The sequence below is a fragment of the Streptomyces sp. NPDC090077 genome, assembly GCF_044747545.1.
Lineage (GTDB): Bacteria > Actinomycetota > Actinomycetes > Streptomycetales > Streptomycetaceae > Streptomyces.
In genome coordinates, this window is record NZ_JBIVEG010000014.1 from 169,611 (window position 1) to 182,892 (window position 13,282).

At 74.6% G+C, this 13,282-nt stretch carries 10 protein-coding genes; 5 read left to right on the forward strand and 5 right to left on the reverse strand.

The genetic code is table 11. The features are described from left to right. Positions 1 to 157: 157 nt before the first annotated feature. Positions 158 to 2,245, forward strand: coding sequence for a SpoIIE family protein phosphatase (locus ACIPW5_RS23580; RefSeq protein ID WP_401248160.1), 2,088 nt, complete (start codon positions 158 to 160; stop codon positions 2,243 to 2,245). An 18-nt stretch (positions 2,246 to 2,263) separates the two neighbouring features. Here the strand turns inward: ACIPW5_RS23580 and ACIPW5_RS23585 are convergent, their stop codons facing one another. Then, positions 2,264 to 5,065, reverse strand: coding sequence for a SpoIIE family protein phosphatase (locus ACIPW5_RS23585; RefSeq protein ID WP_401248163.1), 2,802 nt, complete (start codon positions 5,063 to 5,065; stop codon positions 2,264 to 2,266). Further along, positions 5,062 to 6,048, reverse strand: coding sequence for a GlxA family transcriptional regulator (locus tag ACIPW5_RS23590; RefSeq protein WP_401248166.1), 987 nt, complete (start codon positions 6,046 to 6,048; stop codon positions 5,062 to 5,064). Before ACIPW5_RS23590 ends, ACIPW5_RS23585 begins: the two co-directional genes overlap by 4 nt. 113 nt (positions 6,049 to 6,161) lie before the next feature. On the opposite strand from ACIPW5_RS23590, the gene ACIPW5_RS23595 reads away from it, so the two are divergent. Continuing rightward, positions 6,162 to 6,764 (forward strand): cysteine hydrolase family protein, encoded by a 603-nt coding sequence (locus ACIPW5_RS23595; RefSeq protein ID WP_401248169.1) that lies wholly within the window; start codon positions 6,162 to 6,164, stop codon positions 6,762 to 6,764. Positions 6,765 to 6,900: 136 nt separating this feature from the next. Here ACIPW5_RS23595 and ACIPW5_RS23600 read toward each other — a convergent pair whose 3' ends face one another. Then, on the reverse strand, positions 6,901 to 8,049 hold the full coding sequence (locus tag ACIPW5_RS23600; RefSeq protein WP_401248172.1) for a glycerate kinase: 1,149 nt from the start codon (positions 8,047 to 8,049) through the stop codon (positions 6,901 to 6,903). A 142-nt stretch (positions 8,050 to 8,191) separates the two neighbouring features. On the opposite strand from ACIPW5_RS23600, the gene ACIPW5_RS23605 reads away from it, so the two are divergent. Genes ACIPW5_RS23605 through ACIPW5_RS23615 form a run of 3 tightly spaced genes read left to right on the forward strand, consistent with a single transcriptional unit; the run spans position 8,192 to position 10,939 of the window. After that, positions 8,192 to 9,904: a BCCT family transporter gene (locus tag ACIPW5_RS23605; RefSeq protein ID WP_401248175.1), complete on the forward strand. Its 1,713-nt coding sequence runs from the start codon at positions 8,192 to 8,194 to the stop codon at positions 9,902 to 9,904. A 59-nt stretch (positions 9,905 to 9,963) separates the two neighbouring features. After that, the gene (locus ACIPW5_RS23610; protein ID WP_401248178.1) at positions 9,964 to 10,464 is read left to right on the forward strand and encodes an NUDIX domain-containing protein; all 501 of its coding nucleotides are present in this window, start codon (positions 9,964 to 9,966) and stop codon (positions 10,462 to 10,464) included. Positions 10,465 to 10,510: 46 nt separating this feature from the next. After that, positions 10,511 to 10,939, forward strand: coding sequence for a hypothetical protein (locus tag ACIPW5_RS23615; RefSeq protein WP_042802173.1), 429 nt, complete (start codon positions 10,511 to 10,513; stop codon positions 10,937 to 10,939). A gap of 1 nt (position 10,940) precedes the next feature. Here the strand turns inward: ACIPW5_RS23615 and ACIPW5_RS23620 are convergent, their stop codons facing one another. Further along, positions 10,941 to 11,465, reverse strand: coding sequence for a methylated-DNA--[protein]-cysteine S-methyltransferase (locus ACIPW5_RS23620; RefSeq protein WP_401248182.1), 525 nt, complete (start codon positions 11,463 to 11,465; stop codon positions 10,941 to 10,943). Continuing rightward, complete coding sequence (locus tag ACIPW5_RS23625; RefSeq protein ID WP_401248185.1) at positions 11,462 to 12,964, reverse strand: AlkA N-terminal domain-containing protein; 1,503 nt, start codon at positions 12,962 to 12,964, stop codon at positions 11,462 to 11,464. Before ACIPW5_RS23625 ends, ACIPW5_RS23620 begins: the two co-directional genes overlap by 4 nt. Between the last annotated feature and the right edge of the window lie 318 nt (positions 12,965 to 13,282).

The window sequence follows — 13,282 nt, forward strand, 5'->3', positions numbered from 1 at the left end:
TCCGGGGCCCCTTCCGCTGCCGGGAGCCCCGGACGCGGGGGCGGGGCCCGTCCGGCACGCCCGGCGGACGCCCGGGAACGCGCGGAGCGCCCCGAGCCGGGGGCTCGGATAGGGTGAATCGGTACGAATCAGGCCCCCTCGGGGTGAGGTCGGTGCATTGGACACGTACCAGTCGACGAGCAAGGTGCCCGATCCGCCGGCGGCGGCGGTCGGGTACGCGGGCGTCCTGCGCGAACTGCTCCCGATCGCCCTGTGGCGGGAGGACGCGGACGGTCGCGTGGTGGAGTGGTCGCTGGCCGCCCAGGACCTGCTGGGCCACCGCCCCGAGGACATCCTCGGCCGCCCCGGCACCGCCGTGCTCGTCCCGGACGCCAACCGCGAGCTCGCCGACGACCTGACCCGCCGGGTCCAGGCCGGCGAGACCGTCGTCGGCACCCTGCCCGTCCGCCACCGCGACGGACACCGCGTGGCCATGGAGATGTGGATCGTGCCCGCCGCCGACCCCCAGGGCCGCACCGGCGCCCTGCTCATCGCCGTCGAGACCTCCGAGGTCCTGCGCATGCGGGACTCCCTCGCCGCCCTCCAGAGCCTCTTCACCCAGTCCCCGATCGGCCTCGCCACCCTCGGCCCCGACCTGCGCTTCCTGCGCGTCAACGACGCCCTCGCCCGGATGAACGGGGTGTCCGCCGCCGAACACCTCGGCAAACGCCTCACCGAGGTCGTCCCCGGGGTCAACGCCACCGCCCTGGAGGACACGATGCGGCAGGTACTCGAACGGGGCACCGCCGTCGTCGACGTCCGCCGCACCGGCCGCACCCCCGCCGACCCCGACCACGACCGCACCTGGTCCTGCTCCTACGCCCCGCTCCTCGACGGCAGCGGCCGCCGCCTCGGCCTCATCGCCTCCCTCATCGACATCACCGAGGGCCAGCGGGCCCAGCTGGAGGCCGAACGGGCCCGCTCCCGCTTCGCCCTCCTCGCCGAGGCCGGCACCCGCATCGGCACCACCCTCGACCTGCGCCAGACCGCCCAGGAGATCACCCACCTGCTGGTCCCGCAGCTCGCCGACTCCGCCGACGTCCAGCTCCTCGAAGCCGTCCTGGACCCCGACGAGAGCGCCGTCGCCGCCGCCTCCACCCAAGGGGTGCTGCGCCGCCTCGCCGCCACCTTCCCCGACCCCGACGCCCCGACCGCCCGCCTCGCCCCCGGCCAGACCTTCCAGATCCCCGCCGGAACCGTCTACGAGCGCGTCATCGCCGAGGGCGTGCCCATGAACCTGTACGTCTCCGACATCCCCGCGCTGATCACCGACCCCCGCGCCGAGGCCCTGCGCGACTACCTGGCCACCCTCGGATCCGCCCGCATGGTGCCCCTGGTCGCCCGCGGCAAGGTCCTCGGGGCCGTCGCCGTGACCCGGCTGCGCTCCCGCGAGCCCTTCGACGCGCAGGACTGCGTACTCATCGACGAACTCGTCGCCCGGGCCGCCCTCAACATCGACAACGCCCGCATGTACACCAGCCAGCGCCAGGCCGCCCTCACCCTCCAGCGCAGCCTCACCAACAGCGCCCTCCCCGAGGTCCCCGGCCTGGAACTCACCGGCCGCTACCTCCCCGCCAGCGAACACGACGTCGGCGGCGACTGGTTCGACGTCATCCAGCTGCCCCGCGGACGCACCGGCCTCGTCATCGGCGACGTCATGGGCCACGGCATCCACGCGGCCGCCGTCATGGGCCAGCTGCGCACCGCCGTGCGCACCCTCGCCCGCCAGGACGTGCCGCCCGACCAGATGCTCCGCTCCCTCGACGCCGTCGTGGCCGACCTCGGCGAGGACGAGATGGCCACCTGCGTCTACGCCGTCCACGACCCGGCCGCGGGGGGCTGCACCATCGCCCGCGCCGGACACCCGCCGCCCGCCGTGGCCACCCCCGGCGGGCGGGTCGCCTTCCTCCAGGGGCCGCCCGGCACCCCGCTGGGCACCGGTGGGCAGGAGTTCCGCACCGAGCAGGTCCCGCTGCCGCCCGGCACCCTCCTCGCCCTCTACACCGACGGGCTGATCGAGTGCCGCGACCGGGACCTCGACGAGGGCATGGACCGCCTCGCGCGGACCCTGGGCCGGGCCGGCCGGCCGCTGGAGGAGCTGTGCGACGGCATCCTGGCCCGGCTGCTGCCCGACGCCCCGCAGGACGACGTGGCCGTGCTCCTGGCCCGCACCGTCCCTACCGCCCCCACCGGCCGGACCGGCTGAGGGCCGGCCGGGCCGCCCTCACCAGGCCAGGTCCTCCAGGGAGTCCAGGTCCATCTCCAGCGGCACCGCGACCTCGCCGCCCGACGGCGACAGCTCCGCCCAGATGACCTTGCCGCGCTCCGTGTAGCGCGTCCCCCACCGCTCGGCGTACTGCGCCACCAGGAACAGGCCCCGGCCCCCTTCGTCCGTCGTCGCCGCGTACCGCAGGTGCGGGGAGGTGCTGCTGCCGTCGGCGACCTCGCAGATCAGCGCCCGGTCGCGCAGCAGCCGGACCCGGATCGGCTCGTTCCCGTACCGGATGGCGTTGGTGATCAGCTCGCTGAGGATCAGCTCCGCCGTGAAGGAAGCTTCCTCCAGCCCCCAGTCCCGCAGCTGCGCGGCGGCCTCCCGGCGCACCCGCGACACGGCCGCCGGATCGTCGGGCACGTCCCACTCCGCGATCCTGCCCGGCTCCAGCCGCCGGGCGTCGGCCACCAGCAGCGCGATGTCGTCGCTCGGCACCGGGAACAGCATCGCCGTCAGGACGTCCGCGCAGGTCTGCTCGGGGCTGCGGCCCGGCCGCGACAGGGCCTCGCGCAGCAGCGCGAGCCCGCTGTCGAAGTCCCGGTCGCGGTCCTCCAGCAGCCCGTCCGTGAACAGCACCAGCCTGCTCCCCTCGGGCAGCACCAGCCGGGCCGTCTCGAAGGGCATCCCGCCCACCCCGAGCGGCAGCCCGGTGGGCAGCTCGGGGAACTCCACCCGCCCGTCCGGGTGCACCACCGCCGGCCCGGGGTGCCCGGCGCTGGCCATCGTGCACTGCCCGGACACCGGGTCGTAGACGGCGTACAGGCAGGTGGCGCCGGTGATCCCGGCGGGCGGCTCCTCCGCGCCGCCGGCCAGGCCCGTCCCCTCGGCGTCCCCCTCGCCGGGATCCCCGTCCTCCAGCTGGTCGATCCGGTCGGTCAGCTCGTCCAGGTGGCCGAGCAGCTCGTCCGGCGGCATGTCCAGGGTGGAGAAGTTGTGCACCGCGGTCCGCAGCCGGCCCATCGTCGCCGCCGCGTGCACCCCGTGCCCCACCACGTCGCCCACCACCAGTGCCACCCGGGCCCCCGGCAGCGGGATCACGTCGAACCAGTCCCCGCCCACCCCCGCCTTCGCGGGCAGGTAGCGGAACGCCGTGTCCACCGCGCTCACCTCCGGCAGCACCCGGGGCAGCAGACTGCGCTGGAGGGCCACGGCGGTGGCGTGCTCGCGGGTGAACCGGCGGGCGTTGTCGACGGACACCGCCGCCCGCTTCCCCAGCTCCTCCGCGAAGGACAGGTCCTCCTCGTCGAAGGCCTCCGCGGTGTCCGCCGCCCGCCAGAAGTTGGCCATGCCCAGGACCACGCCCCGGGCCTGGAGCGGTACGGAGATCAGCGAATGGAGCCCGTAGTCCAGGGCCTGCTTCGTCCCGGGCTCGTCCTGCGCCCGCCAGCCCATCGCCGCGTGCAGGTCGGCGGCCAGCACCGCGTGCCCGGCGGCCAACGCCGCCGCCATCGGGGCCGTCGGCACCTCGAAGCGGATCACGTCCCCGACCGGCTGGAGCGGCTGGTCGGTGCGCGTCCCGCTCATCGCCGCCCGGCGCATCCGCGTGTGCACCCCCGCCGCGGGCGAGGGCTCGTCCCCGCGGAGCACCGGCTCCAGCAGCTCGACGGTGACGAAGTCCGCGAAACGCGGCACGGCCACCTCCGACAGCTCCTCCGCCGTCCGCACCACGTCCAGGGTGGTGCCGATCCGCACGCCCGCCTCGTAGAGCATCTGGAGCCGTTCCCGGGCCACGTCGGCGCGCCCGGACAGCGCCGCGAGCTCGGTGGTGTCGCGCAGGGTGGTCACACTGCCCGACGGCCGTCCGGCGAACGGCTCGGTGGGCCGCACGTTGACCGCGAGGAGCCGGTCGCCCGCCAGGTGGACCTCGTCCGTGGCGACCCGCCCCGACAGCAGCAGCTCGGTGGTGCGCGGGTCCAGGCCGAGCTCGCCGACGTACCGCTGCTCGGCGTCCGGCGGCAGGTCCAGCAGCCGGCGGGCCTCGTCGTTGGCGAGCAGCAGCCGGTGGTCGGCGCCGACGATCAGCACGCCCTCGCGCACGGCGTGCAGCACGGCCTCGTGGTGCTCGTTCATCCGGGCCATCTCGACGGCGCCCAGGCCCCGGGTCTGCCGCCGCAGCCGACGGCTGACCAGGGCGGCGCCGCCGGTGCCCAGCAGCAGGGCGGCCGCGGCGGAGCCGAGCAGCAGCGGCAGCTGGCCCTCCACGGCGTCGCCCACGTTCTCCACCTCGATGCCGGTGGCGACCAGCCCCACGACGGTGCCCCGCGCGTCCCGTACGGGGACCACGGCGCGGACGGCGTCACTGGGATCGCCCTTGAACACCTCGGTGAAGGACCGGCCCGCCGCCGCCCGGGCCAGGTCGCCGGTGGCGCGCTGCCCGATCAGCTCGGGTCTGGAGTCGGTGTAGCGGATCCCGTCGGTGGTCATGACGGCGACGAAGTCCACCCCCGAGGCGCGGCGGGCGCCCTCGGCCAGCGGCTGGAGCTCGGCCGTCGGGTCGGCGGACTTCAGGGCCGCGGGCAGGCCGGGGGCGTGGGCGAAGGCCTCGGCGGTGGCCAGCGAGCGGTCCCGGGCGTTCTGCTCGATGTCGTAGCGGCCCTGCAGCACCAGGGCCAGCGCGGCCGTGGTGATCAGCACCAGCACGATGACCGCGGTGACGGAGAAGACCTGGCCGGCGATGCTGTTCCGGGCCTGCCACAGGCGTGCGGGCAGGCTCGCGGGACGCTTCTCCCTGGGCCGACCCGAACGTCCGGTCATGAGCCATTTCTAACACTGTCGCCGCCCGCGGGAGCGCTGGCCGCGGCCGCCCGGTACGCGCGCGGGCTCTGGCCGAAGGAGGCGCCGAAGTGCTGGCGGAAGGTGACCTCACTGGCGAACCCGGCGCGCCGGGCCACCTCCGGCACCGGATGGTCGGTGCGCTCCAGGAGCTTGCGGGCCTCGTCCAGACGGCGGCTCAGCAGCCATTTGTGCGGGGTGGTGCCGGTGGCCGCGGTGAAGTGCCGGGCGAAGGAGCGCGGGGACATGCCCGCCCAGCGGGCCAGGGTGGCCACGTCCAGCGGCTCGTGCAGCCGGCGCAGGGCCTGCTGGCGTACGGCGGCCAGCGCCTCGGCGGTGCGGTCCGCCGCCGGGGTGGGCCGGTCCAGGTACTGGGCGTGGTCCCCGGTGCGGAAGGGGCCGGTCACCATCGAGCGGGCGATGGCGGCGGCGGCCTCCGCGCCGTGCGCCTCGCGGACCAGGTGCAGGCACAGGTCGATCCCGGAGGCCACTCCGGCGGAGGTCCACAGCCCGTCGTCCTCCACGAAGAGCGGGGCCTCCTCGACGAGCACCGCCGGATAGCGGGCGGCCAGCTGCGGGGCCAGCCACCAGTGCGTCACCGCCCGGCGGCCGTCCAGCAGCCCGGCCTCGGCGAGGACGAACGCCCCGGCGCACAGCGCGGCCACCGGCACCCCGCGGGCGTGCGCGGCGCGCAGGGCGGCGAGGACGGGCTCCGGCGTCGGGTCGGCGGGTTCGGCCAGCGCCGGTACGACGATCAGGTCGGCCTGCCCGAGCCAGTCGAGGCCCCGGTCGGGCACCAGGGTCAGTCCGCCCGGCAGGGCGATCGGCCCGTCGTCCAGGGCGCAGCGGCGCAGTTCGAAGGAGGGCACCCCGCTGCGGCTGCGGTCGGGGCCCCAGACCTCGGTGATGACGGCGAGGTCGAAGCTGCGGATCCCGGGCTGGGCGACGATGGCGACGCGCTGCATGGGGCCACTGTGCCAGAACCGGCGGGGGAGGTACTGCCAGCCTGGCAGGATCTCATCGTTTCGCGGCCCCGGCGCCCCTGGGTCGGGCGCGGCCCGGCGGACACGATGGAGCCATGACACAGAACGCGATCGAGATCGCCGCCGACAGCGCCCTGCTCGTGATCGACGTCCAGAAGGGCTTCGACGACGCCTCCTTCTGGGGGAAGCGCAACAACCCGGCCGCCGAGGGCAACATCGCCGCCCTCATGGACGCCTGGCGGGAGACCGGCCGTCCGGTGGTGCTGGTCCGGCACGCCTCGCGGCCCGGCTCGGTGCTGGCCCCGGACCAGCCCGGTCACGCCTTCAAGGACTTCGTCGAGGAGCGCCGGGGCAAGGAGGCGCTGCTGGTCACCAAGGCCGTCAACTCGGCCTTCTACGGCACCCCGGACCTGGCCGAGTGGCTCACGGCGAGCGGGATCCGCCAGCTGGTCGTGGCGGGGATCCAGACCAACATGTGCGTCGAGACCACCGCCCGGATGGCGGGGAACCTCGGCTACGAGGTGCTCGTCCCGCTGGACGCCACCCACACCTTCGACCTCGCCGGCCCGGGCGGGCTGTCCCTGACCGCCGACGCATTGGCCGACGCCACCGCGGTCAACCTCCAGGGCGGCGGTTTCGCCCGCGTGGTGACCACGGCCGAGCTGCTCGACGCCGCTCCGGCGGTTCACACCCCGTAGCCCCGGAGGCGGACCGGCTCGGTGTCCAGGACCTCCTGGACGGCCCGCGCAGCGGCTGCCCGACCCCCGGCCCGGCACGGCAGAGGCCCGCCACCCCCACGGGGGTGACGGGCCTCGGGGCCGTGGCCGGACGGGGTCAGAGGACCTCGGCGGCGATGTTCTCCGCGACGCGCTCCAGCAGGGGGCCGGCGTTCGGGATGGACTTCGCCGGGTCGGGCTCCAGGTCCGTCAGCGGGTACGCCTTGCGGATGCCCGCCGCCTCCAGGGCCTCCTGCCCCAGCAGCAGCCGCCCGCACACCGCCACCACCGGCTTGCCCGCGGCGCGCGCCGCGGCCGCGACCCCGGCCGGGGCCTTGCCGTGCAGGGTCTGCTCGTCGAGGGAGCCCTCGCCCGTGATGACCAGCGTGGCCCGCTCCAGCGCCGGGGCGAAGCCCAGCACGTCGAGCATCAGCTCGATGCCGGGCCGGAAGCTCGCGCCCAGCAGCAGCGCGCCGTAGCCGATGCCGCCCGCGCCGCCCGCGCCCGGGGAGGCGGCGAGTTCGGCCGCCTTCGCGCCGAGCGACTTCTCCAGCACCACCGCGAAGTGCGCGAGGGCCGCGTCGAGCGTCGCCACGTCCTCGGGCGAGGCGCCCTTCTGCGGGCCGTACACCGCCGCGCAGCCCTTCGGGCCGGTCAGCGGGTTGTCCACGTCGCTGGCGAGGACGAAGTCCACCTCCGCGAAGCGGGGGTCGACCCCGGACAGGTCCGCCGACGCCAGGGACGCCAGCGCGCCACCGCCCGGACCGACCGGTTCGCCGTTCGCGTCCAGGAACACCGCGCCCAGTGCGGCCAGCATGCCCGCGCCGCCGTCGGTGGTGGCGCTGCCGCCCACGCCGAAGACGATCGAGCGCGCGCCCGCGTCCAGCGCGGCCTTCAGCACCTCGCCGGAGCCGTACGTGGTCGCCGTCAGCGGGGCGAAGGTGCCCGCCGGCAGCAGCTGGAGCCCGGAGGCCTCCGCCATCTCGACCACGGCGGTGCCGTCGCGCAGGGCGAAAGCGGCCGTGACCTGGTCGCCGAGGGGTCCGGTGACCCGTACCTCCCGGCGTTCGAAACCGGCCGCCACGGCGGCCGCGACCGTGCCGTCGCCGCCGTCCGCGACGGGGAGGGTCTCGACCTCCACGCCCGGTACGGCCCTGCGAAGGCCGGCCGTCACCCGCTCGGCGACCTGAACGGCCGTGAGCGAGCCCTTGAATTTGTCCGCGGCGATGAGCACGCGCGCGGCCTCAGTTACTGCTCCGTCCGTCACCTTGCTATCCCTTGCTATCGAACAGTGCAGTCGCGCCACCATGAGCTTATCCGGAGGATCCTCCTATGCCCATGAGTGGCCTGGGCCACATGCGGCGCGCCATGCACGTAAATAGGGATATATCAACGCATAGTGTGGCCCCATGAGCGCGGAATCACTGGAACAGGGACGTCCGGATGCCCCCGGAGCGGGGTCCGGGGGACCGGCGGACGACTCTCCCGACCTCGGGATCGTCGCCGTAGGGGTGATCGCCGTGCTCGCCGTCGTCGGCTGGGCCGCCCTCGGCAAGGACTCCTTCGACACCGCCTCCGCCACCGCCCTCGCCTGGGTGCTGAACAACTTCGCCTGGCTCTTCGTGATCGCCGCCGACGTTTTCCTCGTCATGTGCGTCGTCCTCGCGATCAGCCGCTTCGGCCGGATCCGGCTCGGCGCCGACGACTCCGAGCCCGAGTTCGGCAACCTCGCGTGGATCGCGATGATGTTCAGCGCCGGCATGGGCATCGGCCTGATGTTCTACGGGGTCGGGGAGCCGCTCACCCACTACCTCAACCCGCCCCCCGCCAGCGGCGCCGCCCCCGGCACCGGTGCCGCCGCCCGCGCCGCCCTGGACTACTCGTTCTTCCACTGGACCCTCACCCCCTGGGCGATCTACGGCATCGCCGGCCTCGCCCTGGCCTACGCGACCTTCCGCAAGGGCCGCGGCAACCGCCTCAGCTCCGCCTTCGTCCCCCTCATGGGCGAGGAGCGGGCGAACGGCCGCCCCGGCAAGGCCATCGACCTGCTCGCCGTCTTCGCCACCGTCTTCGGCACCGCCACCAGCCTCGGCCTCGGTGCCCTCCAGGTCGCCGAGGGCCTCCACATCACCACCGGCATCGAGGACTCCACCGGCGTCGAGCTCGTCATCATCGGCTCGCTCTCCGCCGCCTTCGTGCTGTCCGCCTTCTCCGGACTGCACAAGGGCGTCAAATGGCTCAGCACCATCAACATCGTGCTCGCCGCCGCCCTGATGCTCTTCGTCTTCGTCCTCGGCCCGACCGTCTACATCCTCGACGTCATCCCCGCGAGCGTCGGCAGCTACCTGCACGAACTGCTGCCCATGGCCACCCGCACCGGCGCCTTCACCGACAGCGCCTGGCTCGGCGCGTGGACCATCTTCTACTGGGCCTGGTGGCTCTCCTGGGCCCCCTTCGTCGGCACCTTCATCGCCCGCATCTCCCGCGGCCGCACCATCCGCGAGTTCCTCATCGGGGTCCTGCTCGTCCCCAGCGGGGCCACCGTCGTCTGGTTCTGCGTCATGGGCGGCACCGCCATCCGCCTCGACTCCACCGGCGCCGCCGACCTCGCCCCCAAGGTCAAGGAAGGCGCCGAGGCCTCCCTCTTCGCCATGCTCGACGCCCTCCCGCTCGGCACGCTCACCTCCTGGGTGGCCATGCTCCTGGTCATGACGTACTTCGTCACCAGCGCCGACTCGGCCTCCCTGGTCATGGGCTCCCTCACCAGCCGCGGCTCCCTGCACCCGCCCACCTGGCTCGTCGTCACCTGGGGCGTGCTGATGGCCGCGGTGGCCGCCGTGCTGCTCGTCGCGGGCGGCCTGAAGTCCCTGCAGACCGCCACCATCCTGGTCGCGCTGCCCTTCGTGATCGTCATGCTGCTGCTGTGCTGGGCCCTGCTGAAGGAACTGCGCGAGGACCCCGGCGCCGGACCGGCCCGCCACCCCGCCCTCCACGGGCTGCGGGACGCCGTCAAGGCCATGGTCGGCGACGCCATCACCGAGCAGGGCCAGGCCCGCCACCCCCGGCTGCGCCGCGTCGCCGACTTCCGCGGACGCGACCGCGAGGACGGCGGCGCCACCTGAACGGGTTCCGACCGGGCCCGCCCTGCACGGCGGCCCGTACCGCCGGTTAGGGTGGCCGCGTGACCACCACGGATGACTTCGCCGCCTACATCGCGAGCCTGCCCCGGGTGCTGGCCGGAGCCGCCGCCCTCTTCCGCGACGAACAGGGCCGCGTCCTGCTCGTCGAGCCCAACTACCGCGAGGGCTGGGCCCTGCCGGGCGGAACGGTCGAATCGGACAGCGACGAGTCACCCCGTACGGCCGCCCGGCGCGAGAGCGCCGAGGAGATCGGCATCGACGTCCCGCTCGGCCGGCTCCTCGCCGTCGACTGGAGCACCGGCGCCGGCCGCCCGCCGCTCGTCGCCTACCTCTACGACGGCGGCGTCCTCGACGCCGCGCAGCTCGACTCCGTCAAGCTCCAGGAGGAGGAACTCCTCTCCTGGAAACTCGTCGAGCCCGCCGAACTCACCGGCCACCTCCCCGGATCGCTCGGCCGGCGCACCCTGGAGGCGTACCGCGCCCTGGAGTCGGGCGAGGGCACCGTGGAGCTGGAGAACGGCCGCCGGCCGGTCAACCCCTGAACCACCCCGCGTACTTGGACTCCTCCGACCAGGGCAGAATCAACAGATGATCACGATGTACGCCTGGCCGAGCACGGCCGACGGGCCCGACGCCCTTCCCATGGTCCACTTCACCACCGACGAGCAGTCGGGCGGCGAGGTCTCCGAAGAGGGGATGCCGATCTGGCTGTTCGACACCGCGATACGCGAGGGCGGCTGGTCCGCCTTCGAGGACTTCGAGGGCTGGTCCGCGCCCGCCGAGGGCTGGCAGGCCTTCTACCGCCGCGAGGACGACGTCCTCGCCGTCACCGGACCCGGCGCCTGCGAGGGCTGGTACCAGGGCCGGCTCGGCGCCGACGACGACTGGATCAAGGCGGCCGCCACCCAGAACAGCGTGGTCCTGCTCGCCGCCCCCGTCCAGCACCCCTCCCTCTACGCCTACGCCGTCGAGGCCGGCGCCGGCTTCGCCCTCCTCGCCCCGCTCGTGGTGATCTGACTCAGGCGCGGGTCCCGCTCTCGAACTCCAGCAGCCGCACCTTGCGCTCGATGCCGCCGCCGTACCCGGTCATCGAGCCCGAGGCGCCGATCACCCGGTGGCAGGGCACGATGATGCCGACCGGGTTCTTCCCGTTCGCCAGGCCGACCGCGCGCGAGGCGTTCGGCTTGCCGAGCTCCGCCGCCAGCCGCCCGTACGACCACGTCTGCCCGTAGGGGATCCGCACCAGCTGCTCCCAGACGCTGCGCTGGAACGCGGTGCCCTCCAGCCGCACCGGCACGGTGAACTCCGTCAGCTCCCCGGCGAAGTACGCCGCCAGCTGCCTGCGCACCTCCGGGAAGGGCTCCTCGCCCTCCGCCACCCGCTCGCCGAAGGACTCCTCGGCCGGCCGGTGGCGCTGGCCCGTCATGTACAGCCCGCTGAGGACCCCGTCGGTGGCGACCAGCGTGAGCGGCCCGTACGGACTGTCGACGACGGTATGGATCTTGCTGCTGACGTTGCTGACGTTGCTGACGTTGCTGCTCACGACGGTGCTCCTTGCGCTACGGGCAGATGGTTGATCGGGTGGTCGTCGGTGGCCCACAGGTACTGGACGGCGTACGCGCGCCACGGCCGCCAGCCGCCCGCGCGGGCGGTCAGGGCGGCCGGCGTGGACGGCAGGCCCAGCCCCCGGGCGGCCCGGCGGACCCCCAGGTCGGACGGGAGGAAGGCGTCGGGGTCGCCCAGCGCCCGCATCGCGATGATCTCGGTGGTCCACGGCCCGAAGCCGGGCAGCGCGGACAGCCGGGCGCGGGCCGCCTCCCAGTCGCTGTCGATGCCGAGCGGCAGCGAGCCGTCGGCCAGGGCCGTGACCAGGGTGGTGAGGGTCGTGCGGCGGCTGCGCGGCATCGCCAGCGACTCGGGGTCGACGCCGGCCAGCGCCCCGGGGGAGGGGAACAGGTGGGTCAGCCCGCCGTGCGGGTCCTCCACCGGCTCCCCGTACGCGGCCACCAGCCGGGCCGCGTGCGTCCGGGCGGCCGCGGTGGACACCTGCTGCCCGAGGACCGCCCGTACGGCGAACTCCGCCGCGTCCACGGTACGCGGGACCCGGCGCCCGGGGGCCTTGTCCACGAGCGGGGCCAGCAGCGGATCCGTCCGCAGCTGGCCGTCCACGGCCTCCGGGTCCGCGTCCAGGTCGAGCATCCACCGGCAGCGGCTGATGGCGATGGTCAGGTCCCGCAGATCGGTCAGCGCGAGCCGGCAGCCGATGTGGTCGGGCCCGGGGGCCAGCGCGACCACCCCGGAGCCGTACGGGAGCCGCAGCGTCCGCCGGTAGGCCCCGTCACGCCACTCCTCCACCCCGGGGACGGCGGTCGCGGCGAGGTGCCCGAAGAGGTTGTCGGGGTTGAGCGGGGCCCGGTACGGCAGCCGCAGGCTGATCGTCCCGGGGATCCGCGGTCCGCCCCGGCCGGGGCCGTTCTTCCCGGCCGCCCGCAGCCGCAGCTCACCGGGGGTGAGGGCGAAGACCTCCCGCACGGTCTCGTTGAAGTTCCGGATCGAGGAGAACCCGGCGGCGAAGGCCACGTCCCCCATCGGCAGCTCGGAGGTCTCGATGAGCAGCCGGGCGGTCTGGGCGCGCTGCGCCCGGGCCAGGGCCAGGGGCCCGGCGCCGAGCTCCGCGTTGAGCTGCCGCTCGACCTGCCGGGTCGAGTACCCGAGCCGCAGCGCCAGCCCCGGGACCCCCTCCCGGTCCACCACCCCGTCCTGGATCAGCCGCATCGCGCGTGCGACGGCGTCGGCGCGGGCGTTCCACTCGGGGGACCCGGGGCTGGTGTCGGGCCGGCACCGCTTGCAGGCCCGGTACCCGGCCTGCTGGCAGGCGGCGGCACTGGGCAGGAAGCTCATGTTCTCGACCTTGGGCGGCACGGCCGGGCAGCTGGGCCGGCAGTAGATGCCGGTCGTCCGCACGGCGGTGAAGAACCACCCGTCGAACCGGGCGTCCTTCGACTGCACGGCCCGCACGCAGCGGTCGGTGTCGGTGTACATGGCTCCAGCATTCCGGTTGCCCCGGCGTCGGGCTGGCCGTTTTCCGACATCAAGTCTAGATCTGCCGGGGTCCGAGGGGCGGGGCCGCATGCCGGTGCCTTGCCGGGCGGGCCCGGGGGTGGGGGCCGGCGTGCGGCTGTGTGGGCCGCTGCGCGGGCTGCTCCCCGCCCCGCCCTTCGCCCGTTCCCCGGGGCTGCGCCCCGGACCCCCTGGGGGCTCCGCCCCCAGACCCCCGCGCCTCAAACGCCGGCGAGGCTGGATTTGGCCGGCCGGGACTGGTCGCCTGGCGGGCTGGAGTGCGCGCAGCGCACTTCCAGC